26 protein-coding genes are annotated in these 23,363 nt (G+C 63.7%); 10 read left to right on the forward strand and 16 right to left on the reverse strand.

Annotated elements, in window-relative coordinates:
• Positions 1-107: 107 nt before the first annotated feature.
• The 4 genes from fliI (at position 108) to V1294_RS09895 (ending at position 3,608) form a co-directional block, all read left to right on the forward strand.
• Entirely contained in the window at positions 108-1,433 is a 1,326-nt protein-coding gene (fliI, locus tag V1294_RS09880; RefSeq protein WP_334496694.1) for a flagellar protein export ATPase FliI, read from the forward strand.
• Positions 1,434-1,542: 109 nt separating this feature from the next.
• On the forward strand, positions 1,543-1,959 hold the full coding sequence (gene fliJ, locus V1294_RS09885) for a flagellar export protein FliJ (protein WP_028347246.1): 417 nt from the start codon (positions 1,543-1,545) through the stop codon (positions 1,957-1,959).
• Positions 1,960-2,142: 183 nt separating this feature from the next.
• On the forward strand, positions 2,143-2,688 hold the full coding sequence (locus V1294_RS09890; protein ID WP_108517376.1) for a sigma-70 family RNA polymerase sigma factor: 546 nt from the start codon (positions 2,143-2,145) through the stop codon (positions 2,686-2,688).
• A 17-nt stretch (positions 2,689-2,705) separates the two neighbouring features.
• Entirely contained in the window at positions 2,706-3,608 is a 903-nt protein-coding gene (locus tag V1294_RS09895) for an anti-sigma factor (protein WP_334496697.1), read from the forward strand.
• Between the two features lie 288 nt (positions 3,609-3,896).
• On the opposite strand, the gene V1294_RS09900 is transcribed toward V1294_RS09895, so the two are convergent.
• Together V1294_RS09900 and flhA are read right to left on the reverse strand one after the other, a co-directional pair.
• Positions 3,897-4,103 (reverse strand): hypothetical protein, encoded by a 207-nt coding sequence (locus V1294_RS09900; RefSeq protein ID WP_108517371.1) that lies wholly within the window; start codon positions 4,101-4,103, stop codon positions 3,897-3,899.
• Between the two features lie 330 nt (positions 4,104-4,433).
• Entirely contained in the window at positions 4,434-6,671 is a 2,238-nt protein-coding gene (flhA, locus tag V1294_RS09905) for a flagellar biosynthesis protein FlhA (RefSeq protein WP_334477460.1), read from the reverse strand.
• Between the two features lie 972 nt (positions 6,672-7,643).
• On the opposite strand from flhA, the gene V1294_RS09910 reads away from it, so the two are divergent.
• Positions 7,644-8,105 (forward strand): GNAT family N-acetyltransferase, encoded by a 462-nt coding sequence (locus tag V1294_RS09910; protein ID WP_334496699.1) that lies wholly within the window; start codon positions 7,644-7,646, stop codon positions 8,103-8,105.
• A 76-nt stretch (positions 8,106-8,181) separates the two neighbouring features.
• Here V1294_RS09910 and V1294_RS09915 read toward each other — a convergent pair whose 3' ends face one another.
• The 6 genes from V1294_RS09915 to V1294_RS09940 form a co-directional block, all read right to left on the reverse strand.
• Positions 8,182-8,487 (reverse strand): DUF3551 domain-containing protein, encoded by a 306-nt coding sequence (locus tag V1294_RS09915; RefSeq protein WP_334496701.1) that lies wholly within the window; start codon positions 8,485-8,487, stop codon positions 8,182-8,184.
• Positions 8,488-8,655: 168 nt separating this feature from the next.
• A complete protein-coding gene (locus V1294_RS09920) occupies positions 8,656-9,045 on the reverse strand; it encodes a VOC family protein (protein WP_334496703.1) in 390 nt (129 codons plus the stop codon).
• Between the two features lie 147 nt (positions 9,046-9,192).
• The gene (locus V1294_RS09925) at positions 9,193-10,197 is read right to left on the reverse strand and encodes a tripartite tricarboxylate transporter substrate binding protein (RefSeq protein WP_334496705.1); all 1,005 of its coding nucleotides are present in this window, start codon (positions 10,195-10,197) and stop codon (positions 9,193-9,195) included.
• A 55-nt stretch (positions 10,198-10,252) separates the two neighbouring features.
• Positions 10,253-11,170 (reverse strand): VOC family protein, encoded by a 918-nt coding sequence (locus V1294_RS09930; RefSeq protein WP_334496707.1) that lies wholly within the window; start codon positions 11,168-11,170, stop codon positions 10,253-10,255.
• 54 nt (positions 11,171-11,224) lie between these two features.
• Positions 11,225-11,806, reverse strand: coding sequence for an amino acid synthesis family protein (locus tag V1294_RS09935; RefSeq protein WP_334477467.1), 582 nt, complete (start codon positions 11,804-11,806; stop codon positions 11,225-11,227).
• 7 nt (positions 11,807-11,813) lie between these two features.
• Positions 11,814-12,674 carry a fumarylacetoacetate hydrolase family protein gene (locus tag V1294_RS09940; RefSeq protein ID WP_334496709.1) on the reverse strand — a complete coding sequence of 287 codons (861 nt, stop codon included), beginning with the start codon at positions 12,672-12,674 and terminating at the stop codon, positions 11,814-11,816.
• A 350-nt stretch (positions 12,675-13,024) separates the two neighbouring features.
• Between V1294_RS09940 and V1294_RS09945 the strand changes: the two genes are divergently transcribed.
• Positions 13,025-14,029: a zinc-dependent alcohol dehydrogenase family protein gene (locus tag V1294_RS09945; protein WP_334496711.1), complete on the forward strand. Its 1,005-nt coding sequence runs from the start codon at positions 13,025-13,027 to the stop codon at positions 14,027-14,029.
• A gap of 159 nt (positions 14,030-14,188) precedes the next feature.
• Here V1294_RS09945 and V1294_RS09950 read toward each other — a convergent pair whose 3' ends face one another.
• Positions 14,189-14,635 (reverse strand): hypothetical protein, encoded by a 447-nt coding sequence (locus V1294_RS09950; protein WP_334496713.1) that lies wholly within the window; start codon positions 14,633-14,635, stop codon positions 14,189-14,191.
• Between the two features lie 244 nt (positions 14,636-14,879).
• On the opposite strand from V1294_RS09950, the gene V1294_RS09955 reads away from it, so the two are divergent.
• On the forward strand, positions 14,880-15,722 hold the full coding sequence (locus V1294_RS09955) for a GNAT family N-acetyltransferase (RefSeq protein WP_334496715.1): 843 nt from the start codon (positions 14,880-14,882) through the stop codon (positions 15,720-15,722).
• 117 nt (positions 15,723-15,839) lie between these two features.
• Here the strand turns inward: V1294_RS09955 and V1294_RS09960 are convergent, their stop codons facing one another.
• The 3 genes from V1294_RS09960 to V1294_RS09970 form a co-directional block, all read right to left on the reverse strand.
• Positions 15,840-16,907, reverse strand: coding sequence for an AI-2E family transporter (locus tag V1294_RS09960; protein ID WP_334496717.1), 1,068 nt, complete (start codon positions 16,905-16,907; stop codon positions 15,840-15,842).
• A 137-nt stretch (positions 16,908-17,044) separates the two neighbouring features.
• Positions 17,045-17,506 carry a cupredoxin domain-containing protein gene (locus V1294_RS09965; RefSeq protein ID WP_334496719.1) on the reverse strand — a complete coding sequence of 154 codons (462 nt, stop codon included), beginning with the start codon at positions 17,504-17,506 and terminating at the stop codon, positions 17,045-17,047.
• A 140-nt stretch (positions 17,507-17,646) separates the two neighbouring features.
• On the reverse strand, positions 17,647-18,078 hold the full coding sequence (locus V1294_RS09970; protein ID WP_334496721.1) for a hypothetical protein: 432 nt from the start codon (positions 18,076-18,078) through the stop codon (positions 17,647-17,649).
• A 155-nt stretch (positions 18,079-18,233) separates the two neighbouring features.
• On the opposite strand from V1294_RS09970, the gene V1294_RS09975 reads away from it, so the two are divergent.
• Positions 18,234-19,469, forward strand: a complete 1,236-nt coding sequence (locus tag V1294_RS09975; RefSeq protein ID WP_334477477.1) for an MFS transporter — start codon at positions 18,234-18,236, stop codon at positions 19,467-19,469.
• Positions 19,470-19,499: 30 nt separating this feature from the next.
• Positions 19,500-19,910, forward strand: coding sequence for a hypothetical protein (locus V1294_RS09980; RefSeq protein ID WP_334496724.1), 411 nt, complete (start codon positions 19,500-19,502; stop codon positions 19,908-19,910).
• 12 nt (positions 19,911-19,922) lie between these two features.
• Here the strand turns inward: V1294_RS09980 and V1294_RS09985 are convergent, their stop codons facing one another.
• The 4 genes from V1294_RS09985 to V1294_RS10000 form a co-directional block, all read right to left on the reverse strand.
• Positions 19,923-20,327, reverse strand: a complete 405-nt coding sequence (locus V1294_RS09985) for a DUF4864 domain-containing protein (protein ID WP_334496726.1) — start codon at positions 20,325-20,327, stop codon at positions 19,923-19,925.
• Positions 20,328-20,542: 215 nt separating this feature from the next.
• Entirely contained in the window at positions 20,543-21,328 is a 786-nt protein-coding gene (locus V1294_RS09990) for a 2-keto-4-pentenoate hydratase (RefSeq protein ID WP_334496728.1), read from the reverse strand.
• A gap of 7 nt (positions 21,329-21,335) precedes the next feature.
• Positions 21,336-22,115 carry a crotonase/enoyl-CoA hydratase family protein gene (locus V1294_RS09995; protein ID WP_334496730.1) on the reverse strand — a complete coding sequence of 260 codons (780 nt, stop codon included), beginning with the start codon at positions 22,113-22,115 and terminating at the stop codon, positions 21,336-21,338.
• Positions 22,116-22,160: 45 nt separating this feature from the next.
• Positions 22,161-22,649, reverse strand: coding sequence for a tautomerase family protein (locus V1294_RS10000; RefSeq protein ID WP_334496732.1), 489 nt, complete (start codon positions 22,647-22,649; stop codon positions 22,161-22,163).
• A 102-nt stretch (positions 22,650-22,751) separates the two neighbouring features.
• Between V1294_RS10000 and V1294_RS10005 the strand changes: the two genes are divergently transcribed.
• Positions 22,752-23,363, forward strand: a complete 612-nt coding sequence (locus tag V1294_RS10005) for a TetR/AcrR family transcriptional regulator (RefSeq protein WP_334496734.1) — start codon at positions 22,752-22,754, stop codon at positions 23,361-23,363.

Genomic DNA, 23,363 nt, shown 5'->3' on the forward strand with positions numbered 1-23,363 from the left:
GGGCGAGCGCTCTCAGTCACCAAAGACAGTGACGCAATGATTAATGATGCGGGTAAACACGAGGTTAAGCGCCGGGCGCAAATGCGCGGAAACTTAAGGTTTTCGCAATGAAAGCGCTCGCGGAACAGATCGGCGATATCGACGGCGTCAATATATATGGCCGTGTTGTGGGCGTGCGCGGACTGATGGTCGAGATCGCGGGGCCCATTCATGCGATGTCGGTCGGTGCGAGGATCGTCATCGATACCGGCGGGGGCCGCTTCATCCCGGCCGAGGTGATCGGCTTTTCCGGCAGCAATGCGGTCGTGATGCCATTCGGTGGGCTCGACGGTGTCAGGCGTGGTTGCCGCGCGGTCATTGCCACCGCGGCCAGCCAGGTGCGGCCGTCACCGGCCTGGCTCGGCCGCGTCATCAACGCCATGGGGGAACCGATCGACGGCAAGGGGCCGCTGTTGCAGGGGCCGTCGCCGATGCCCTACCGCAATTCGCCGCCGCCGGCGCATTCGCGCAAGCGCGTGGGCGCGCCGCTCGATCTGGGCGTCCGTGCGCTCAATACATTCCTGACCTGCTGCCGCGGCCAGCGGCTCGGCATCTTTGCAGGTTCCGGCGTCGGCAAATCGGTGCTGCTGTCGATGCTGGCGCGCAATGTCGATGCCGACATCACCGTCATCGGCCTGATCGGCGAACGCGGCCGCGAGGTGCAGGAATTTCTGCAGGAGGATCTCGGCGACGAGGGTCTTGCGCGCTCGGTCGTGGTGGTGGCGACATCGGATGAGCCCGCCCTGATGCGGCGGCAGGCGGCCTATCTGACGCTGGCGATTGCGGAGTATTTCCGCGATGAGGAAAAGGACGTGCTGTGCCTGATGGACTCGGTCACGCGCTTTGCGATGGCGCAACGCGAGATCGGGTTGTCGGCCGGCGAGCCGCCGACGGCCAAGGGCTATACGCCGACCGTGTTCACCGAATTGCCGAAACTTCTGGAGCGGGCAGGGCCGGGCACCGGCATTGGCACTATCACCGGCATTTTTACCGTGCTGGTCGACGGCGACGATCATAACGAGCCGATTGCGGACGCGGTCCGCGGCATTCTGGACGGCCACGTCGTGATGCAACGCTCGATTGCGGAACGTGGGCGGTTTCCCGCGATCAATATCCTCAAATCGGTCTCCCGCACCATGCCGAGATCGGCCAACCCGGACTATCTGTCCGTGATCATGCGAGGCCGCCAGGTGATGGCGACCTACGCCGACATGGAGGAACTGATCCGGCTCGGCGCCTATCGGGCGGGTTCAAGCCCCGAAGTCGACGAGGCGATCCGCCTGCACGAGCCGCTGGAAGCCTTCCTGCGCCAGGCCAAGGACGAAAAATCGAGCCTCGATGACGGCTATCGCCAGTTGGCGCAAATCCTCGCCAATTTGGAAACGGAACGCTAACTTTGTCAGGCCATCATCTCCGGCACATGATTAATGAGGCCGGTGGGGCCCCCCGGGGGAGCCGGCTCCGTCCCGCGTTCAGATTGGGACTTCTGGGGAGTATGAGTCGATGAAGTCACGCGAAACGCTGATCCGCCTGAAGAAATTTCAGGTCGACGAGAAGCGCCGAAGGGTTACCCAGATCGAAGGCATGATCGCCGACTTCCAGCGCATGTCGGTCGATCTCGAGCGCGAAATCCAGACCGAGCAGGAGCGGGCCGGGATCAACGATCCCTCCCATTTCGCCTACCCAACCTACGCCAAGGCCGCGATCCAGCGCCGGGAGAACCTGACCCGTTCCGCCGACGAACTGCGCATCCAGCTCGAGGACGCCAAGGGCCTGCTCAGCGAAGCGTTCGAGGAGCTGAAGAAGGTGGAACTGCTCGACGAGCGCGACCAGGCGCGCGAGCGCGCCGAGGAGAGCGCCCGGGAGCAGGCCGACATGGACTCCATCGGCCTGATGCGCGCCCGGCTTGGCGTCGCCTGACGCCGCTCACCCTCATCGGTTGCACGATCAAAAACCCCGGGCGGCAAGGCCCGGGTTTTTTCTGTTCCAGAATCCCCGAAACCGGCGACTTGGTGGCCCCCTTATCGCAGGGTATGCTACGAAACTTCTCGATTGCTCCGGCGTAAGACGCGATGGAGAAAATCGCGATTTGGGGGACGCTGAATGCTGACGCCAGCGGAGCTGGTCTGGCTGATTGCCGCGGTTGCGAAGGGGGATGAGGCTGCTTTTGAGCGCCTTTACGCCGCCACGCGCGCGAAACTCTTCGGCGTCGTGCTCCGTATCTTGCGCCGTCAGGACCTCGCGGAGGAGGTCATTCAGGAGGCTTACGTCAAGATCTGGAAAAGCGCCGGACAGTTCAACCCGGCGCTCGCTTCGCCGATTACCTGGATGGCGTCGATCGCGCGCAACCGGGCGATCGACGTGGTGCGCAAGAAGAGCGAAATCTCGATCGAGGAGGAGCCGACCGCGATGGAAGTCGCGGCCGATTCGCCCGACCCGCTGGCGCGGCGCGAGATGACGGAAGAGTTGAAGCGGTTGCTGGAATGCGTCGGCCGTCTCGAGCCGGATCGGCAGAAGCTGGTGCTCTTGGCCTATTACAACGGCTGGAGCCGCGAGCAGCTCGCCGCCAAGTTCGAGACGCCGGTGAATACAGTGAAGACGTGGCTGCGCCGCAGCATGATGGACATAAGGGAGTGTCTCGGGCTTTGATGCCCGGATCTTGAACGATGGCCCATAGCGAAGACCATATCGCGCTCGCCGCGGAATATGCGCTCGGCACCCTCGATGCCGATGAGCGCGCGCAGGTCGAGACCATGATGGCCGTCGACGCCGAATACACCGCGCTGGTCCATGCCTGGGAATACCGGCTCGGCGTCTTGAACCAGATGGTCGGCTCGGTCGAGCCGCGGCCGATCGTGTGGGAGAACATCAAGGCCGCGATCGGACATTCCACCGAACAGCAGGCGCCGCTGGTGCTGCCCGAGGCGTCGCCGCCTCCGGAGCCTGCACCACCACCGGCCGAGGAGCCTGTGGTCGCCGCGGCTCCTCCCGTCGCCGTCGACCATGTGAGCGACAATTCGAACGTCATCCAGTTGGCGGGCCGGGTCCGGCGCTTGCGCAGCGTCGCGTCGATGGCCACCGCGCTTGCCGCAGCCCTGGTCGCGATGCTGGCGGTGCAGGTCTATCGGCCGGAACTGCTGCCGGAAGCGCTGCGGCCGAAGCCGCGCATCCAGACGGTCGAGGTCAAGACGCCGGCGCCATCGCCTGTGCCCTCGGCGCAATATGTTGCGCTATTGCAGCGTGACGGCGGCTCGCCCGCCTTCATCCTGACGGTCGACGCCGCGACCAAAAATTTCACCGTCCGCAAAGTTGGCGCCGATGCCGAGCCCGGCAAGAGTTTTGAGCTCTGGCTGATCTCCGACAAGCTGCCGCAGCCGCGCTCGCTCGGCGTGATCGGCGGCAGCGATTTCACCGCGCGTCCGGTGCTCGCCGGCTACGACGCCGGTACGATCAATGCAGCGACCTACGCGGTGACCGTGGAGCCGGCCGGCGGATCTCCGACCGGCCAGCCGACCTCGGCGCCGATCTATGTCGGCAAACTGATCGAGACGGTGCCGGCTACTCGCTAGCAGCTCCTCATGGTGAGGAGGCGCGAAAGCCCGTAGCCTGGGTGAAGCGAAAGCGAAACCCGGGACCGTCGCCGAATGTCGCAAGAATCCCGGATTACGCTTCGCTCCATCCCGGCTACGAACTGAGGTCTGTGGGTGCGGTGGCGGACTCCGCGACAGCCCCGACAAAAAGAAAACGCCCGTGGGGAGCGGGCGTTTTCGTAGTCAACTTGGGGGTAGTTGGGGTCTTAATTATCCACGTGGCCTTTGGGGGCTGTAAAGAGCCGCGTGAATTCCGTGAATTCTCCTTTAGCGTACGACAGAGTTGCCTGAACTCGTAATCACAACCGGCTTACCGGCCTTCATGACGCGCGTGCTCGCGGTCTGGGTCAGGCCTTCATCCGAGGTTGTGCGCGCGGAGATGCTGAAACCGGCGACCACGACACCCGCAACCAAAGCCACGACCACGATCTTGAGATGGGTCGTGCGATCTGCGCTGTAGATCGAGTGGTTCATGGAAGTCTCCTGCCGCCTTCCGTCCTGTAAATTCGTCGATGCCGTTCACAGGGCGGTTCAACGTCTCGCGTCGGGAAACGTAGGAATCCGCAGATTAGTTCCCAAGTGGCGATCACAAGGCGGTGAAAAGACTTGAACGGCCGCGATCAAAAGGTCGCTCCGCGAGGGCAAAAATAGAAGATTTCCTAAATTTTACAATGGTTTAAAATATCCCCCGCGACGCGCGCGGCAAATGCCTGCCGATTGGTGCGATGTTAACAAATTGTTTGCATGTGACGAAAAAGCTTCGCCTTTTTCGCCGCTGATTTGCGCCGCGCGCAGGCTTCCGACCTACACGCTTCCCACCGTCTTCAGCCGCGCGCGCGGGTGAATTTCGGCCTGAGATAATACGGTGGTCTGCGAGCGGAAGCGCTCGACCAGCGAGCGGACGAACGGGCGGATCGCAGCCGAGGTGACCAGCACCGGCGCCTCGCCTTCGCGGGCGGCCTGCTCGAAGGCGTTGCGGACCGAGGTCATGAACTCCGATAGCTTTGAGGGCTGCATGGCAAGGCTGCGGTCCTCGCCGGTGCCCACGATCGATTCCGCAAACGCCATCTCCCAGCGCGCCGACAGCGCGATCAGCGGCAGGTAGCCGTTGTAGGTGGTGTTCTGCGCGCAGATCTGCCGCGCCAGCCGGGCGCGGACGTGCTCGACCATGGTGGCGGGGTGGCGCGAGAAGGCGAGCGCGTCGGCGATGCCTTCGAGAATGGTGGAGAGATCGCGGATCGAGATCCGCTCGGCCAGCAGCAACTGCAGCACGCGCTGGATGCCCGAGACCGTGACCGAACTCGGCACGATGTCCTTGACCAGCTCGCCCTGTTCCTTCGGCAGGTCCTTCAACAGCTTCTGCACCTCGCCGTAGGACAAAAGATCGCTCATGTTGTTCTTGAGCAGCTCGGTCAGATGCGTCGACAGCACGGTGGCGGCATCGACCACCGTGTAGCCCTTCAGCGATGCTTCTTCCTTGAGCGCGGCGTCGACCCAGGTCGCAGGGAGACCAAAGGTCGGCTCGACGGTGTGGATGCCGGGCACGCCGACCTGGTTGCCGGCGGGATCCATGACCATGAACTGGTTCGGCCAGATCTTGCCGGAGCCGGCGTCCACTTCCTTGATCTTGATGACATAGGTGTTGGCCTCGAGCTGGACGTTGTCGAGGATGCGCACCGCCGGCATCACAAAGCCCATTTCGATCGCAAGCGAGCGGCGCAGCGCCTTGATCTGCTCGGTCAAACGGTCGGTGCCGTCGGGGCCGTTGACCAGCGGCAGCAGCGCGTAGCCGAGTTCGATCTTGAGGTCGTCGATCTTGAGCGCGGTCGCGATCGGCTCTTCGGCTGAGGCCTGGGCGGCTGCGGCCGCCAGTTCGGGCGCCGCGGCTGCGGCCGCTTCCGCCGCCTTGGCGACGCCGTTGCGGTTCTTCGCCTTCCAGGCCAGCACGGCGGCGCCGCCGCCGAGCGCGAGGAAGGGCAGCATTGGAATGCCCGGCAACAGCGCCAGCACCAGCATCACGCCGGCCGACATGCCGAGCGCCTGCGGATAACCCGAGAGTTGCTTCATCATCGCCTTGTCGGCCGAACCGGTGATGCCGGCTTTCGAGACCAGCAGGCCCGCCGCGGTCGAGACGATCAGCGCCGGCACCTGCGTTACCAGGCCGTCGCCGACCGTCAGGATGGTGTAGGTGCGGGCGGCGTCGCCAAAGCTCATGCCCTGCTGCGCCACGCCGATGATGATGCCGCCGATCACGTTGATGAAGACGATCAAAAGCCCCGCGATGGCGTCGCCGCGGACGAATTTCGAGGCGCCGTCCATCGCGCCGAAGAAGCCGCTTTCGTCCTCCAGCGCCTTGCGGCGTGCCTTGGCGGTGGCTTCGTCGATCAGGCCGGCGGAAAGATCAGCGTCGATCGCCATCTGCTTGCCGGGCATCGAGTCCAACTGGAAGCGCGCGGCGACTTCGGCGATGCGGCCCGAACCCTTGGTGATGACGACGAAGTTCACGATCACCAGGATCGCGAACACGATAATTCCGATGACGAAATTACCGCTCATCACGAAATTGCCGAACGCCTCGATGACGTGGCCGGCCGCGGCCGTGCCCTCATGGCCGTGCGACAGGATCAGCCGGGTGGAGGCCATGTTCAGCGACAGCCGCAGCATGGTCGAGATCAGTAGCACGGTCGGAAACGCCGAGAATTCCAGCGGCGCCTGGATGAACAGCGCCGTCATCAGGATCAGGATCGACACCGTGATCGAGATCGCCAGGAACAGATCCAGCACGATCGCGGGCAGCGGCAGGATCAGCACCACCAGGATGGTGAGGACGCCGAACGCGAGCGCCAGATCGCCGCGCCTCAGCATATCTCCGATTTCGCTTAAGGATGGAAACTTGCCGCTGGCGCCTGCGCCGCCCTGACCCGCCGTGACATCGACCATGGTAGCCGCATCCCCCCGCGATTGACGCCCGCGGGCGCCAAACGTCTGCGCGGCGGCCGAAGGGCCGCCGGTCCGAAAGTGAGGTACCGCACTGGCGTCCACGGGGTTCCTCCCGTTCTACGCGGCCGACGACACTCGACTTCACTCGGCAATTCTTGCCTGGTGTATGGTTAGCAAAGGGTTAACGGGGGCTCAGACCGTCATTCCGGGCACCAACGGCCACCCGCTACCACCCGCCGGCAGAGCCGTCATTGCGAGCGAAGCGAAGCAATCCATCGTGCCGCAAAGAAAGTATGGATTGCTTCGCTGCGCTCGCAATGACGGGGAGAGAGCATGCCTCCGCATTCCCGCAGCGCGTTTTCGCCCGGGCTTGCCAACCGTTTCGCCCAAAGAGAAGAGGGCGCAGGGAATGCCGAGTGCTTGCTGCACCCGCGGTCCCGTTTGCAAGAGTTGGGGTAGAGGCGCACACGAGCATACAGGTACAGCCGGAGCACTCCGGCATCCCCTGCGCAATGGTTTTACGATGTCCGGGCCGGAGAACTACGGGGGTTCTCGTCGCCTACTTGGCACCCGCTTTGCTCTACGCAGGAATGGGCGTGAGCGCGTCCCAAAACTGACCGGCGCAGAGGTACCAATGGCAAACTCATCTCTAATTGAAACGCTCCGGGGAACCGCAGCGGCGAACAGGTTTCAAATCGCGACACTGATCGAAAGCCTATCGCGATCGGTCGAGTTGCTCACCGTCGACATCGAGCACGAAGAGACGCGCGCGGGTGTTCGCGACCTGTCTGAACCAACGTACCCGGTGTTGGCGCGGAGCCTCAGGTCGCGGAGAGATAACATTCGGGCTACCTTGGCATCGTTGGGGGCGGTGGTTCATGTATCCGAGGCGGCCTAAGACTGCGTAACGGCAGTCGCTGAAGCAGTTTGTAGGATGGGTAGCGCCAACGGGTCCGGCCTTCGGCCGGCCCGATGATAAACTCCGCGAAACCCATCATCTTTTGTTGATTGGAATGTAGAGGACGGGTTTCGTTTTCGCTTCACCGATCGTACGCGCTACCTGGGACTGCGCTCATGGCCATCACGGCAAGACCCGTTGCAACGCATGATCTCACGCTGATTTGCGAGCACCGCGAGCGGATGTTTGCCGAGTCCGGCCGCACGCGCGAAGCCTTGCGGCCGATGACTTCGGCTTTCGAGCAATGGCTTTCGCCGCGACTGGCAGACGGGAGCTATTTTGGATGGATGCTCGAGGAGGCCGGCGTCGTGATCGCGGGCCTCGGCATGATGGTGATCGACTGGCCGCCGCATCCGAGCCATCCGGCCGACCATCGCCGCGCCTACATCCTCAACGTGTTCGTGGAGCCTGAGCACCGGAGCAAGGGACTGGCCAAGCGGTTGATGGCGCTGGCCGAAGAGAGGGCCCGCGAACTCGGCATTTCCTATGCAATCCTTCATTCGACCCGGCAGGGCCGCCCGCTGTATGAAAAGCTTGTGTGGCAGCCGACGAGCGAGATGGCGATCCGCTGGGAGTAGCCCGTAGGCGATATTCTTGTGCGTCGAAGCGGTCGCTCGGCGGGTTCGCCGGCAGGTGTGCTGCCGCGGCGGTCCTTTATGGTCTGGGGGTTGCTTTGCTTCCGCGTGGATGCGCGCGGTTCTTTGGGTGAGGTGGGTTTGGTTGATAGGCGAAGGCGTTGTGGTTGTCCTTCAGGAACGGATCGCGGAAGCAGTCGCCGCCGATACCCGCCGACATCGCCTTGCATTGATCCATCGTGTCAAATCCGCAGCTGGTCATGTGGCCGGTGACATCCTGCCGGCAAAACTCCTTTGCGTTTGCCGGATTTCCGGTCATCGCGCCGAGTGCAGCAACGGCGATGGCTACCGCAGCGGGCGCGCCGACTTTCAAGAATGCTTTCATCATCGTCTCTTCATGCTGTTGGTTTGGCGTAGCCCCTGGCCGCGAGCTATGTCGTCAGAGACGGCTGTGCGAGTGCGTTCAACGGGTCTTGAAGGCATGACAGTCATGTGAAGCGTCGCTCGCAATGACGCAAAGATCCGGGCTACGAAGAGGCGTGTCTCGCCGCCTTCACGGATTCCATCCGCCGCTGCCGTACGGGCGGGTGATGATTTCGAGGAGGTGACCGTTGAGATCCTCGAAGTAGACGCCGCGTCCGCCGTCGTGGTGATTGATCTCGCCCGGTTGCTTCCGCGCCGGATCGGCCCACCAGGCCAGCTTGCGTTGCCGAACGCGGCCAAAAATCTCGTCGAATTCAGCTTCGCTGACCAGAAAGGCGTAATGCTGCGGCGCGATTTTGTCGGTGTCCATGTAATCGAGATAGGCCCCGTTCTCGGTGACGACCATCTCGAATGGCCCCCAGTGCTTCGGGGCCGGAAGGTTCAATATCTCGGTCAGGAATTTCGCCGAGGCCTTGCTGTCGCGTGCCGACAGGATCGTGTGGTTGAAATGGACCGCCATGTCGCTTCTCCCTGGATAAGCGTTCTCGCCCAACGGCTCCAACGCTTAACCAGCGCCACTTCGGTTGAGTTCCATTTTTTGGAAATGCACTCAAATCGCTTTCGGCTGCCGGGGCAGTCGCGGAATTTCCGGGACGCGATCAGAGACTCACTCGATCCGCGCGATCTTCGCCTCGTCGATCACCTTCGACCATTTCGCGATCTCGGAGCGGATCAGGACACGCATTTGCTCCGGCGTGCTGCCGCGCACTTCGCCGCCGGTTGCGGTTTCCAGCGCCTTCTTGACCGCGGGATCGGCGAGCATCGAGGCGGTTTCCGCGTTCAGCTTTTGCACGATGTCGGCCGGCGTGCCTTTCGGGGCGACAAGTCCGGCCCAGGTGCGGACGTCGTATCCCTTGAGTCCGGCTTCCTCGGCCGAAGGCACGTTCGGCAGCAAGGGCGTGCGGGTGGGCGAGGTCACCGCGAGGCCGCGGATGGCGCCGCTTTCGATCTGGCCTGCGAGCAGCACCGTGGTGCCGACGATCACAGGTACGTCGCCGCCGAGCAGCGAGGTGACGCTCGGCGCGTCGCCGCGGTAGGGGACGTGGACCATCTTGATCCCGGCGGTAGTGGTTAACAATTCGCCGGCGAGATGATGGGTGCTGCCGAAACCGACCGAGCCGAAAGACAGCTCGTTCGGCTTCGCCTTCGCCATCGCGATCAGGTCAGGCAGCGTCTTCGCAGGCGAATCTGCGCGCACGGCAATGACGAGGGCGTAATAGACCAGCGTCGAAACCATCTCGAAACTGTCGGTCGGCTCGTAAGCCAGTTTCTTGTAGAGCGTGCCCGAGATCGCGTGTGCGCCGGTCACGAGTCCCAACGTATAGCCGTCGGACGCCGCATTGGCGATCGCTGCGGCGGCGATGTTTCCGCCGGCGCCCGGCTTGGCTTCCACGATGACCGGTTGTCCCAATCGCTTCGAAAGGCCGTCGGAAACAATGCGGGCGAGCGCGTCGGCGGCGCCTCCGGGCGAAAATCCGTGCAGCAAACGTATCGGGCGGTTCGGATAGGTTTGCGCATCCGCCGGCGACGGCGCGAGAGCGAACAGGGCTGCGATTGCAAACAGCGCCGATCGCCCCCATCGACCTCTCGATTGACCGGAAATCCCAGGCATCGTGTTTCTCTCCCTCTGTTTTGTTTTTTGCGCGTGTTTTTTATGAGCGCCGCGCTCAGGGCGGCTTCACCGCGCCGCGCATTTCCGGCGAAAATTCCAGCGCTGCCTTGTCGGGCCCGACGCCCCAGACGTCGCGCGGCAGGCCGACCCATGTCTTGGGCCGCTGCGGACGGTCACGGTGCCAGGGTCTTGGTTCGAAATAGCCGAGCTCTTCGTCAGCCATCATGTCCATGTCGTAGAACAATTCGATCAGGCAGCCGTCCGGACTGCGGTGATAGACCGCGACGTTGTGGCCCGGACCATGCCGCACCGGTCCCCACAGGATCGGAATCTTTCGGCGGCCGAGCAGGTCGCAGGCCTGGTGCATGTGCGAGGCATCGCGCAGCTCGAACGCCAGATGATGCAGCCGGCCGTCGGTGCCGCGGGCGAAATTCATCGAATGGTGCTCGAAGCCGCAGCGCATGAAGACGAAATTCTCCTCGATGCGGTCGGAGACCCGAAAGCCGAGGACGTCCTGATAGAACCGCGCGATCGCTTGCGGGTCGGGCGCGCGCAGCGCGACGTGGCCGAGCTTGTTGACGACCAGGCCACGGAGCGGATCGATCGATTTGCAGAACTGCCACTGTGCAAACAGGTCGATGCGATGTCCGTCCGGATCGTTGAAGGTCAGCGTCTCTGGAACACCGGGCAGGCTGTCGCTTCTGATTTCCGATGCGATACCGCGATCGGCCAGCGAGCGCTGCAATTCGGCGAGGTCGGAATCGGGAGCAATTTCGAATGCGATCGCGCCGAGATGATTGTCGGTGCCCTGCTCGATGACCGTGGTGAGCTGGTCGGAGTCGCTGCCGAGATAGACACGCTCGCCGTCGCGGTTGATGACGCCGAGCCCGATCACGGATTGATAATATTCCAGCAGGTGCTCCAGATCGGAGGTTGCCAGCGCCGTGTGCCTGACCCGCTTCACCCTGATCATCGCGTCCCCCTATCGAATTGAAACGACTGCTTGTCGGCTGGAGCAGCAATGCTATCAGCGCTGGCCGTCGTGCACGGAGATATCTGAGGCGGCCAATCCGCCGATGCGCGCATGCGGACGCCCGCCGGTCGCCATCACAAGCCCGAACGCGATCTCGTCGCGCCGCGGCGCGTCCCACACCGTCATCTCGGCGGTGCCAAAATGGCTGCGCACATAGGCCGCGTGGACGTGGCCGAGCGGAACCATCAGCCGCGTGCCGGGTCCGCCGATGGTTTTTGACGCCGGCACGATGGCCTTGGGATTGCCGAGCGCCTCGCGCGCCGCCCAGCCGCCGGCTTCGTGCCACACCGCGCCATGCTCGAGCTCGCCATCCTCGCCGACCACGATGCCCTTGCCGTAGGCTTCGATCCTCTCGGCGCCACCCAGCCGCGCAATGAGCGCGGCCGCGAGTTCGCGCCCAAGCTCGCGCAACGAAGCCTGGAACGGCATCAAGTCTGCCTCGTAGCGTCCCGCAAAGGGGTTGCGGATCACGGCGATGGACGTGCCGACGAGCAGGGGAGTAGCCAGCCGCGGCCCGCGCTCGTGCCAGACCGTCTCGACGGTCAGCGCGGTCTTGCGAATGTCGTAAGCGGACATCGGCGCCTCACTCGTCGACGACGGGATTGCGCAGCACGCCGATATTCTCGATCTCGACCTCGACGACGTCGCCGGGCTTGAGAAACTCCGGCGGCTTGCGCGTGAAGCCAACACCGGCCGGCGTTCCCGTCGCGATCACGTCGCCCGGCACCAGGTCGAAAATGGTCGAGCAGTAATTGATCAGCCGCGGGATCGAGAAAATCAGCATCGAGGTGTCGGACTTCTGCTCGACCTTGCCGTTGACGCGGGTCTCGAGCCTGAGTTTCGTCGGATCGCCGATCTCGTCCGGCGTCACCAGCCACGGACCGAACGGACCAGTGCCGACGAAATTCTTGCCGGAAGCGATCTGCTGGGCGTGGCGCTGCCAGTCGCGAACGCTGACGTCGTTGTAGATCGAATAGCCGGCGACGTGGTCGAACGCTGCCGCTTCCGGAATATGCCGGCCGCCTTTTCCGATCACGACCGCGAGTTCGCCTTCCCAATCAAGATTATCGGAAACTTTCGGCCGCACCACCGGCGCGTTGTGGGCGACCTGGGACCGCCACACGCGCAGGAAGATCGGCGGAAATTCGGTGATCTCGCGCTTCATGCCGAACGCCACCGCCTCGTTGTGGTGGTCGAGATAGTTGCGCACCGCGCAGACGATCTTTTCCGGCCGTGGAATGACGGGGAGAAAAGTTATGTCGGCCAGCTTCGGGCCCGGCTTTTCGCTAGCTGCGAGCGCATCCCGGCGGGCGAAATCGGCACTCCCGACGAAGTCCGCCAGCGACGGATATTGCGGCAAGGCGCGGCCGAGGTCGGCGACGCGGTCGCCGACCACCGCCCCCCAGCTTTCCCGACCATCCATGGCGAACGACAACAGCTTCATTGGCGGGCTCCCTCCGGAACGTTGGATCTTTTTCGATAAAACTACTATTTTCGAAAATTGATGAAAATGCAAGCCGCCTGTTCAGGGGAAACGGTCAGGATTCGGAAAGGCCGGCCGGAGGGAGGCGTTGCTGCCGTCAATCGTTGACGCGCGGATGGGCCGTGTTCGCGTTCGGTGTTGGTGCGGATGTGCCGCGCGATCGATTTCGCAGCGAGATCGCTGTTGCGCGCGACGCCGCCGGCATGATCGCGCGGTGTTCACAGGCCTTGTCGCGCGAACAGGGCGAACCAACTCCGCTATTGCAATAAATTTCGCAAACAATAATATTTTCGAAAATATGGAGGAATCGCGTGACCGCGCTAATGAAAACCGTTCTCGTTCGCCAGGTCGGCGGCCCCGAAGCCCTTGAATATGTCGACGTGCCGCGTCCGGATCCGGGCCCGCACGACGTCGTGATCCGCGCCGAGGCGTTCGGCGTCGGCCAGCCGGATGTCCTGATCCGCCGCGGCGTCTACAAATGGATGCCGCCGCTGCCCGTGAACCCCGGCAATGATGTCGCCGGCATCGTGCACGCGGTCGGATCCGAGGTGAGCGGGATCGCAACCGGCCGGAAGGTGTTGCTGAGCGCCCGCGACCTCGCTCAGCGTGGCGGCTGTTACTCCGAGTTCGTCGCGGCGCCGGCCGACGCGGTGCATCTGCTCGCCGACAGCGTCGATCTGCAGGAAGCGGTGTGCCTCGCCAACTACCAGGTCGCCTGGGCGTTGCTGCATCAATGCGCGTCGACGCAGCGGCCGGACAGCGCGCTGGTGATCGGCGCGGCCGGCGGTGTCGGCACGGCACTGGTGCAACTCGGAAAGCTGGCCGGGATGACCATCATCGGCACGGTCAGCTCTGAAGAGAAAGCGGAGTTCGCGCGCCGCAATGGCGCCGACCACGTCATCCATTATCGCAACGAGGACGTCATCGCCCGCACCCGCGAGCTGACGGAGGGGCGCGGCGTCGGTCTCGTTCTCGACCATGTCGGCGGGCCCGATTTCGTCGGCTATATCCGCGCGCTCGGCAAGTGGGGCACGCTGGTGTCCTACAATGCCTTCGCCGGCCTGCCGCAGGAGAACCTCGTGGCGGCGATGCGCGATCATCTCGACACCTGCCCGGCGGTGCGCTGCTTCTCGTTCCACATTTATGACCACGACCGCGAAGGCCGCCGCGCGCTGATGCGCGAAGTGATCGGCGCGCTCGAGCGCGGCGCGATCCGCCCGGCCATCTCGGCGCGGTTGAAGCTTTCCGACGTCCGCAACGCCCATTCCCTGCTCGAACAGGGATCGGCGCTGGGCAAGATCGTGATGACGCCGTGAGACAGGGATTGGACGCGTCGGGATCCTCGCAACGGCAGCAATCGCCGCGCCCTGTCCGTACTGCGCGCTGATCGAGCACAGCGCGCAGCGCTTCGTCAAATGCGCGGTCGCCTCAATACCGCAATCAGCGGCAACGAGAACCGCGCCATGCCGGCGGCTTTAATCGCAGTAGACCGACCTGCCATAGCCGTCGTCGCATCGCGCCCGCGCGCGATAGGGCACCGGCAGAGGCGGCCTCGGCGCATATTCCGGCGCGTAGTCGTATTCCTGCGCGTAATAGCGCTCCCGAGCGTAGTAACGTTCGGGATAGGCGGGCGCGCGTTCGACATAGGCCGGCTGCGCGGGGTAGGGCGATCCGTACTCGCCATAGACCACTGCCGGTGCACGGTAAGCAGGGGCCGGCGTTCCGTAATAGGAGGGTTGCCGATATCCGTAACCGGGTTCCGCGTAGGGCGGTTGCCGATAGGCCGGTCCCGGACGCACATAGACATCTGCGGAAGGCGCGTAGATTCCGCCCGGCGCCACGTAAACGGATGACAGATCGCTGGCCGCGCCGGCTGCCGAGTACAGCACAACAAAGGCCAGCGTGAGTGATGATCGGTACATGTGTGTCGCCTCCAACAATGCAGCCCCGCACCCAGCATATGATTAATTTTCGCTAAACAAATCGCGAGGTGCAATGATATTCTGCGCGAAGAAGTGTGCCATTTCTGGACTGCTCACAGCGCAGTTCGTATCGTGAGTTGAGGAACTGCGCAGCGCGATCGAGTGCGCAGTCCAGCAATCGTCGTGATTGTAATTTCCGTCATTGCTGTCGAATGACGGTCGAACATCTGCAGGATCGCCCACGATGAGTGACTTCAGCATCCGCAGCATGCGGGCGGACGAAATTCGGTTGGCCGTGGATTGGGCCGCGGCTGAAGGCTGGAATCCGGGGCTTGCCGACGACGCGTGCTTTGCTTCCGTCGATCCGGACGGCTTCTTCATCGCAGAGATCGATGGGCTGCCTGCCGCGACGGTCTCCTGCGTCAATTACGGCGCGAGCTTTTCCTTTCTCGGCTTTTACATGGTGCGGGCGGATCTGCGCGGCCATGGCTACGGCCTGCGCATATGGAATGCAGCCATCGCGCACGCCGGCCCGCGCGTGATCGGGCTCGATGGCGTGACGGCGCAGCAGGATAACTACCGAAAGTCCGGCTTTCAGCTTGCTTACGCCAATGTCCGTTACGGCGGCACAGTTGTCGCGCCCGCCGCGCCGCGGGCTGAAATCATAGCGTTGTCCGATGTCCCGATAGCGGCAGTGGAAGCGGACGACGCCACCGTGTTTCCGGCGCGGCGGCCCGCGTTCCTGCGGGCCTGGATCGGCGCGCCCGGCCATATCGGTTGCGCGGTCGTGCGGGATGGCAGGCCCGCCGGCTGGGGCGTGATCCGTCCCTGCCGGAAGGGTTTCAAGATCGGTCCGCTGGTGGCCGACGACCGCGCCACCGCCGAAGCGGTGCTGTCCGCCTTGCTCGCCAGGGTGGGCGGCGGCGAGATTTTTCTGGATGTGCCCGGCATCAACCGCGAGGCCGTCGCTCTCGCGCAGGATTTTGGACTCGCGCCGGTGTTCGAGACGGCCCGCATGTATACCGGCGCGATTCCGCAGCTGCGGCTGGAGCGGGTGTTCGGCGTCACCAGCTTTGAGCTGGGGTAGGTGAGCAGGATGGGTATAGCCAACGGGTCCGGCCTTCGGCCGGCCCGATGATAAACTCCGCGAAACCCATCATCTTTGTTGACGGCGGTTGATGGGTTTCGCTTCGCTCTACCCGTCCTACGGATTTGCGTCTCCAGCCGGGTCGTCCCGCCGTGATACGGCGAATATCTCCCAGCTCACCATGAACATCGCGGCAATCAACGGGCCGATGACAAAGCCGTTGAGGCCGAACGCTTCGATGCCGCCGAGCGTCGAGATCAGCACGATGTAGTCCGGCAGCTTGGAGCCCTTGCCGACCAGGAAGGGACGCAGCAGATTGTCCACCAATCCGATGACGAGCACGCCATAGACGATCAGCCCGATGCCCTGCCAGATGGCGCCGGTGGCCAGGAAGTAGATCGCGACCGGAAGCCAGACCAGCGCGGCGCCGACCGCCGGGATCAGCGACAGGAACGCCATCAGCACGGCCCATAGCAGGGCTGCGTGGATTCCCAAGAACCAGAACGCGATGCCGCCGAGCATGCCTTGCGTCATCGCGACGAGGATGCCGCCCTTCACGGTGGCGCGGACGACGTCGGCGAACCGGGCGAACAGCGCCGCCTTCTGCTCGCCGCGCAGCGGAATGGCTTCCCTGATCCGTTCGGCCAGCGCCCTGCCGTCACGCAACAGGAAGAACAACAAATAAAGCATGATGCCGAGGCGGATCACGAAATCGAACGTGTTCATGCCGATGCTGAGCGCCTGCGGGGCGAGAACCTGCCCGCCCGTCATGAGGCCGGAAGCGAGCTTTTCGCGCAGGGCTGAAAAATCGGTGAGGTTGAGCCGCTCGAGCAATCCGGTTGCCCAGGCCGGCAGGGCGTCGAATATCCGCTGCAGGTAGCTGCCGAAATTGTACTCTCCGGACTGGATTTTCGCGAACAGGCTTGACGCTTCCTGCGCCAGCGAAGCCGCGATCATCGCCAGCGGCAGCAGGACGATGGCGATGATGATCAGGACGGTGACGGCGGCCGCGAGGCTTGGCCTGCCCTGCATCGATTGCAGCAGCCTTCGATAGACGGGTGCGAAAAGGACCGCCACGACGACGGCCCAGAGAACAGCGCCATAGAACGGATACAGCACCCAGGCAAAGGCCAGCGTGACGGCGACAAGCAGCAGCAGGAAGCCTTGGTGTTCGATCCTTTGCACGGCGGTCTCGCTTTCCCAGCTTTCGGATTGGGCCCGGTTGTAGTGGATCGGGGCCGACGAAAACAGGAAACTTTTGCCGGCTTGCCGCCTTCGCTTTACCTATGGCTCATTTCACCAGGACTTATTTCACCAAGACCTTATTTCACCAGGACTTGGCCGACCATGCCGGCCTCGCGATGGCCGGGGATCAGGCACGAATATTCGAACGTGCCGGCGTGAGTGAACCTCCAGAGGATCTCGGCCGATTTCTTCGGTGCAAGCCGAACGCCGTTCGGTTCGTCATGCTCCATATGCGGGTTCTCCATCATCGCCTTGGCGTGTTTCAGATTTTCTGCCGTGGTGGCGAGCAGGAATTCGTGATCGTCGGTGCCGGTGTTGCGGATCACAAAGCGGATCTGTTCGCCGCGGCTCACCTCGATGCGGGCGGGCGCGTAGGCCATCTCGCTCATCCCGACCTCGATGGTGCGAGAAGGCTTTTTGGGGTCGCCGGGCTCGCCCGCCGCATAGCTTTGGTGGGCGTGCTGCTCATGGCTGTGTGCTGGAGGCGGCAGGGCTGAAAGCGCTGTTAGCGCCAGCAGGATTGTCACAATGGTTTTCATTCGATGTTCCTTCTCGTGTTTTCGAAATGCGCTGTGCATGGCGCGAGACGCCGCAAACTGCGCAGACATGATTGAATTCTCCGACGACCATGGGCATGCGCGCGCTCGTGGCGCGGCTGCCCACGTCGTTACGTCAGAGATCAGGCGATGGGGGGACGATAGAGCAGCGGGGGCGCCTTGCCCGGCAGACGCTGAAAGTTCTCGGAGACGCAGAGCGAGATCGGCGGCGAGGGCTTTGCGATGGCGGGCAGATCGGCCGCGATCGCCGAAACGCAGAGCATGGCGCAGCACGGTTCCATAGCGCCCTTGCCGTCGTGCTGATGCTTGGCCGGCTCGGGCATAGCGTGACCGGCATCGGCCTGATGCACAGCATGCTGATCCGCCTGCATCTCATGATGCTGGTGCGAGGCGGCATGCTCCGGCTGCGCGTCTTCATGGACATGTGCAGCGGTAGCGGTTCCGGGCTGATGCATGAGACACGATGCGGCATCGCCAAGCGCCAGCGCCACGCCGGGCGCAAGCACGCAAAACAGATAAAGCAGGGCGATAAACCACCCCGCCTTGGCGCGCATCGGCCTCGTCAAGCGAACGAACATGGCGGGGAAACTAATACCCGCGGCCGATTCAGCCAAGGTGCCGACAGGCGCTGCCCCTTCACATCTGCATGCCCAATATCGCGGCAATGTGGCTTGACGTTAGGCAAATAGCCTAGGAAATTGCGTCGGCCGTGGCAATTTCTTCTGAGCTCACCGGAGATTCCGATCTGTTCGTTCCCGACTCGCGCCGGGCATGGATCCGGCTTGCCGTCGCCGTCCTGATCGGCTCGCTCGGCAGCGTCGGCATGTGGTCGGTGGTGGTCGCACTTCCCGTGGTGCAGACCGAGTTCGCCGCGAGCCGCGGCACCGCCTCGCTGGCGTTCACGATGATCATGCTCGGATTCGGTTCCGGCGGGGTGCTGACCGGCAAGATCACCGACCGCTACGGCATCGTCACCGCCATCGGGCTCGGCATCGGCATTTTGGGCTTAGGCTATGTCGTCGCGGGAATGTCATCCTCGATCTGGCAATTCATCTTGGTGCATTTCGCGATCGGGCTTTCCTCCTCGGCCACTTTCGGCCCGCTGATGGCGGAGGCCTCGCACTGGTTCGACCGCTACCGCGGGCTCGCGGTCGCCATCGCCGCCAGCGGCAATTACATCGGCGGTGCGATCTGGCCGCCGCTGGTGAACTGGGGCATCCAGACCTATCAGTGGCGCGCCACCCACATCGCGATCGGCATCTTCACGGCGGTGGCGATGGCCCTGGCGCTGATCGCCTTGCGGATGCTGATGGGGGCGGCGACCCAGCGCGACCACGAGAATGCGCCGCCGCCGCGCGTCGACCTGCGCCTTTCCACCAATGCGCTGACCGCGATCCTGGGGCTCGCCAGCATTGCTTGCTGCGTGGCAATGGCGATGCCGCAGGTTCATATCGTGGCCTATTGCGGCGATCTCGGCTATGGCGTGGCGCGCGGCGCCGAAATGCTGTCGCTGATGCTGGGCTTTGGTATCATCAGCCGGATCGGCTCGGGCTTCCTCGCCGACAAGATCGGCGGCATCCGCACGCTGCTGATTGGCTCGGTCGCGCAGGGCACCGCGCTGCTGTTCTACTTGTTCTTCGACGGCCTGACCTCGCTCTACATCATCTCCGCGATGTTCGGCCTGTTCCAGGGCGGCATCGTGCCGAGCTACGCCATCATCGTGCGCGAGGCGATGCCGGCGTCGGAAGCTGCCACCCGCGTGGGCATCGTGATCTTCGCCTCCGTGTTCGGCATGTCGTTCGGCGGCTGGGTCTCGGGCGCGATCTTCGACGCCTACGGCTCCTACGGCGCGGCCTTCGCCAACGGGCTGGCGTGGAACGCGCTCAACATCGGCATCATGCTGCTGCTGTTGATGCGCGCGCGGCAGCGGCTGGCGATGGCGTGAGGGCCGATCCCGGAACCTGGCAGGGAAATCATGCCGTTCGCGATCAAAGCCGAAATCCACGATCCGCGCGCCAAGTCGTTCTCGTTCATCGCGCAAAAGACGATGTATGGCGGCAAACATATCGCCGAAGGCGACACGGTCTTTGTGTTCGCAAGCGAGAACGAGGGCGGACAAGGCCTCATCGCACGCGGCATTGTCACCTCAGCCCAGGCGATTGCAAAGAGGCGCGGCATCGTCAGGCAAACTCCACGTGTGAGCATCGCCATCAGACGCACTGCACTCGCGAAGCGGCCGCTCGGGCGGAGCGAACTCAAACGATTCAGCGAGTGGGATGACGGTCGACCCCAGACCGAACTCAGCTTCAAATTCTATCGTCAGGCAACGAACAAGATCGTCGGCGTCTCGGACCAGGCCGCGGAGTTCCTGGGCGAATTCTTCTAGCCGCGATGGAGATCAGGCCGACTGCCCGGCCTTCAGCAGCGAACATCCTGTGATCTTCAAACTGCCATCCGGCTGCTGCTCCAGCGTGTACATCGCCTCCCACGCTTCGCCATTGTCGTCGACGATGTGGACGCGCTGGGCGATCCGCCCCTGGGCCGCGCGCGCCTCGCCGAATTCGAAACTCTTGTGGCGATAGACCGGCGGATAGGCTTGCTGGACCATTTGCAGGAAGATGTCGGCCTGCGGGAAGAGCTGTTTGATCTCGGGCGCGGCGTGCGAATAGGCTGCTGCGGCGTCATCGCGGCTGAGCGCCTGCTCCTGTGCGCGGATCACGCTCTGCGCGGCGGAAACGTCGTCGGCGGTGGCGGGCGCGGCGAGGCCGAACAGAAACACGAGAAGCAGGACGATGGCGCGCATGGGGTTGCTCCGTTGGCGATGCCCATGAGCTACGTTTTACATCGCAACTGGTTTCCTGTCCGCGCCATTCTCGCTACGAATCCCGGGCATGCCATATCACCCGGGCGTTCGCCGGCCTACCGGATCGATCCGCCAAAATTGTCGATATCGGGCGAGCGGCGGGCGGGAAACAGTTTTGCGCTGCATCGGTTCAGTTCAGCGTCCCGCCGGGACCGTCAGAGATCGATCGTGATCTCGATGGTTGCGACGTCGCCGAAGCGGGCGCGAACATGCTGGCCGGCGCGGATCGGCAGCATGCCGGTCATCGAGCCGGTGGAGATCGTCTCGCCGGCGCGAAGTCCGTCGCCCCATTGGCGGCGCTGCTCGGCCAGCCACCATAGCGGCCGCAGCGGATCGCCCATGACGTCGGCGCCGATGCCCTCGCGGCGCAGCGCGCCGTCGACCTCAAGCCGCACGGGTACGGACGCAAGTCCCTCGCGCCAGGTCTCGATGCGATCGCCAAAAACGTAGTGGCCCGATGCGCTGCCATCAGCGAGAATGCCGGGCAGCGGCGGCAGGGCCTTTCTCGGATAGCGGCATTCCGCCACTTCGATGCCCGCATGAACCTCGGCGATCGCCTCGATGGTTTCGGGAAACGTCCAGGGCGCGTCTCTCGGCGGCAGGCCGCGCGCGAGCGTGACGAAGAATTCGCATTCGATCAGCGGGTCGAGCAACTCGGCGGCCCTGAAATGCGCAGGCGAAGCGCAGGCAAAGCGGCGGAACGTCCTGCCGTAGATCGGTCCGTCCAGTTGCAACTTGCCGCGCACCGCATCCGTCGTGCCGGCGATCTTCCAGCCCAGCGGCTCCCAGCCGAGACGTTCCGCCACGGTCTGGTTGACGGCATAGGCTTCCAGGGCCGTGTCCGGCACGAGATCATCGGGCAAGGAGAATTGGCTGACGTTGCGCCGCGCCCGCACGAGCAGGTTCGCCAGTTCTTCCTGTTTTCCGGAGATTGATTTCACGTTCGTCTCACCGCCCCTGAAATACCGCGGCGCGGCGCTCGATGAAGGATTGAATGCCCTCGCGGGCGTCGGCGCTGTTCAATACGCGTTCGCGCACGGTCGGAATGTAGGCGATGGCGGCCTTCTCGCCATGCTCGACATATTTCGCGGCAGCCTCCTTGGTGACCTGAATGCCAAGCGGCGCATTGTTAGCAATGATCGCGGCGAGCGCCATCGCGCGCTCGACCTGCTGGCCCGCCGGCACCACTTCCTGAACCAGCCCGATCTCGCGGGCGCGGGCCGCCGTGAATTCATCGCACAGGAACAGATGATACATCGCGTTGCCCCAGCCGGTGCGCGACAGGAAGCGGAAATGCGCGCCGCCGAACGGCGCAATGCCGCGTTTGGATTCCATCTGGCAGAAGCGCGCGTCATCAGCGGCGACGACGATGTCGCCCGCCAGCATCAGTTCGATGCCGATGGTGAAGACGATGCCCTGCACGGCGGTGACGATCGGCTTTTTGCAGCGCTTTTGCAGGCCGAATACGTCGACATTGCCTTCTTTGAAGTCTCGCTTCTCGGCATTGGGGCCGAAGAATTTCGGCATGTCGAGGCCGGCGGTGAAATCCTTGCCCTCGGCGCAGATGACGCCGACCCAAAGGCTGTCGTTGTTGTGCAGTTCGGTCAGGGCGTCCGACAACTGCTCCATCATGGCCGGCGAGAACGCGTTCTTCTTCGCGGGGTTGTCGATGATGATCTTGAAAATGCGATCATGCGTCTCGGTGCGGATTGTTCCTTCGGCACTCATGATGTTCGTTTCCTCTCCTGGATGTCTCAAAATGCTGCCGCGCGGTTATCGCTCGTATTTGACGGCAAGCGCGGTGCGGATCGCAGCAGTGCGTTCCGGCGAAAAGTGCGATGCGCCGTGCTCAAGCAGGTCGAGGAACGACAGCACGCCGCCGCGCGAGCCCCAGCTGCCTTCCTCGATGATGCGGAAATTGATCCACCAGCCCGGCGACGGCGCCTTCATCCCGCAGGCCTCCGCAAGCGCGGAATGAATGTTGCGGATGACGGTCGCGCGGTCCTCGCGCGTCCAGCAGCAGTCCATCACCACCACATCGAGCAGCATGACGTCGCTTGGCTTGTCCGAAAGCAGTTCGCCGCCGTGCGCGATCATGTCCAGCGGCCGCTCGGCAAAATGCACCTGATAACCGCGGCGGGCCTCCGGCGTGAGCTTGCCGACCTCCGGCACCAGCACGGCGTCCGTCAAGGTTTTTGCCAGCACGCGGCGCTGATCGGCAGTCAACCGCCCCTGCGGCGTCATCACGTGGATAAACGTCATCGATCGTTACCTCCCGCCGCCTATGACGAGTGGCATAGTGCGAGCGGGCTGGCTATGTCAATCGTCATATTCTATGATGGGGCGACTCAAGGGGGAGTTCCGATGTCGTCCAATACCCGCGCAAAAATGGTGGCAGGCGCCGCCGACCTGATGAGCCGGCGTGGCGTCAATGCCACCAGCATGCGCGAGGTGGTCCGCCATACCGGCACGCCGCGGGGCTCGATCGGCCATCACTTTCCGCGCGGCAAGCAGCAGCTGATCGAGGACGCGCTGGTGTTTGCGGGCAAGCAGGTCAGCGGACCGCTGGAGCACCTGACGCAGTCGCGCGGCGCCGTTGCAGGCCTGCGCGCCTTCATTGCCTTGTGGCGGCAGACGCTGGAGAGGACGAAATACCAGGCCGGTTGTCCAGTGCTTGCGGTGTCGGTCGAACAATATGTCAACGATGCGACGGAGAAGGACGGCGAGCCGGACGAGGCTGCGCAACAGCGCCTGCTCGATCTGGCGAACGGCGTATTCGCCGACTGGCAGCGCATCATGTTCGCAGCGCTGCGGCGCGAGGGCGTAGCTCCCGCGCGCGCGCGGCGGCTGGCAGCGCTCGTCATTGCATCGACGGAAGGAACGGTCGCGATGTGCCGCGCCGCGCGCAGCGCCCAGCCGCTCGATGACGTCAGGCAGGAGCTCGAACTGGTGCTTTCAAGCGCGCTGGACAAGTGA

The organism is Bradyrhizobium sp. AZCC 1678, assembly GCF_036924765.1.
In the GTDB taxonomy this organism is placed as follows: Bacteria; Pseudomonadota; Alphaproteobacteria; order Rhizobiales; family Xanthobacteraceae; genus Bradyrhizobium; species Bradyrhizobium algeriense.

Coding starts and splice junctions, on each gene's coding strand:
- fliI (WP_334496694.1), top strand. CDS start 108: ATGAAAGCGCTCGCGGAACAGATCGGCGATATCGACGGCGTCAATATA.
- fliJ (WP_028347246.1), top strand. CDS start 1,543: ATGAAGTCACGCGAAACGCTGATCCGCCTGAAGAAATTTCAGGTCGAC.
- V1294_RS09890 (WP_108517376.1), top strand. CDS start 2,143: ATGCTGACGCCAGCGGAGCTGGTCTGGCTGATTGCCGCGGTTGCGAAG.
- V1294_RS09895 (WP_334496697.1), top strand. CDS start 2,706: ATGGCCCATAGCGAAGACCATATCGCGCTCGCCGCGGAATATGCGCTC.
- V1294_RS09900 (WP_108517371.1), bottom strand. CDS start 4,103: ATGAACCACTCGATCTACAGCGCAGATCGCACGACCCATCTCAAGATC.
- V1294_RS09910 (WP_334496699.1), top strand. CDS start 7,644: ATGGCCATCACGGCAAGACCCGTTGCAACGCATGATCTCACGCTGATT.
- V1294_RS09915 (WP_334496701.1), bottom strand. CDS start 8,487: ATGAAAGCATTCTTGAAAGTCGGCGCGCCCGCTGCGGTAGCCATCGCC.
- V1294_RS09920 (WP_334496703.1), bottom strand. CDS start 9,045: ATGGCGGTCCATTTCAACCACACGATCCTGTCGGCACGCGACAGCAAG.
- V1294_RS09925 (WP_334496705.1), bottom strand. CDS start 10,197: ATGCCTGGGATTTCCGGTCAATCGAGAGGTCGATGGGGGCGATCGGCG.
- V1294_RS09930 (WP_334496707.1), bottom strand. CDS start 11,170: ATGATCAGGGTGAAGCGGGTCAGGCACACGGCGCTGGCAACCTCCGAT.
- V1294_RS09935 (WP_334477467.1), bottom strand. CDS start 11,806: ATGTCCGCTTACGACATTCGCAAGACCGCGCTGACCGTCGAGACGGTC.
- V1294_RS09940 (WP_334496709.1), bottom strand. CDS start 12,674: ATGAAGCTGTTGTCGTTCGCCATGGATGGTCGGGAAAGCTGGGGGGCG.
- V1294_RS09950 (WP_334496713.1), bottom strand. CDS start 14,635: ATGTACCGATCATCACTCACGCTGGCCTTTGTTGTGCTGTACTCGGCA.
- V1294_RS09955 (WP_334496715.1), top strand. CDS start 14,880: ATGAGTGACTTCAGCATCCGCAGCATGCGGGCGGACGAAATTCGGTTG.
- V1294_RS09965 (WP_334496719.1), bottom strand. CDS start 17,506: ATGAAAACCATTGTGACAATCCTGCTGGCGCTAACAGCGCTTTCAGCC.
- V1294_RS09970 (WP_334496721.1), bottom strand. CDS start 18,078: ATGCGCGCCAAGGCGGGGTGGTTTATCGCCCTGCTTTATCTGTTTTGC.
- V1294_RS09980 (WP_334496724.1), top strand. CDS start 19,500: ATGCCGTTCGCGATCAAAGCCGAAATCCACGATCCGCGCGCCAAGTCG.
- V1294_RS09985 (WP_334496726.1), bottom strand. CDS start 20,327: ATGCGCGCCATCGTCCTGCTTCTCGTGTTTCTGTTCGGCCTCGCCGCG.
- V1294_RS09995 (WP_334496730.1), bottom strand. CDS start 22,115: ATGAGTGCCGAAGGAACAATCCGCACCGAGACGCATGATCGCATTTTC.
- V1294_RS10000 (WP_334496732.1), bottom strand. CDS start 22,649: ATGACGTTTATCCACGTGATGACGCCGCAGGGGCGGTTGACTGCCGAT.
- V1294_RS10005 (WP_334496734.1), top strand. CDS start 22,752: ATGTCGTCCAATACCCGCGCAAAAATGGTGGCAGGCGCCGCCGACCTG.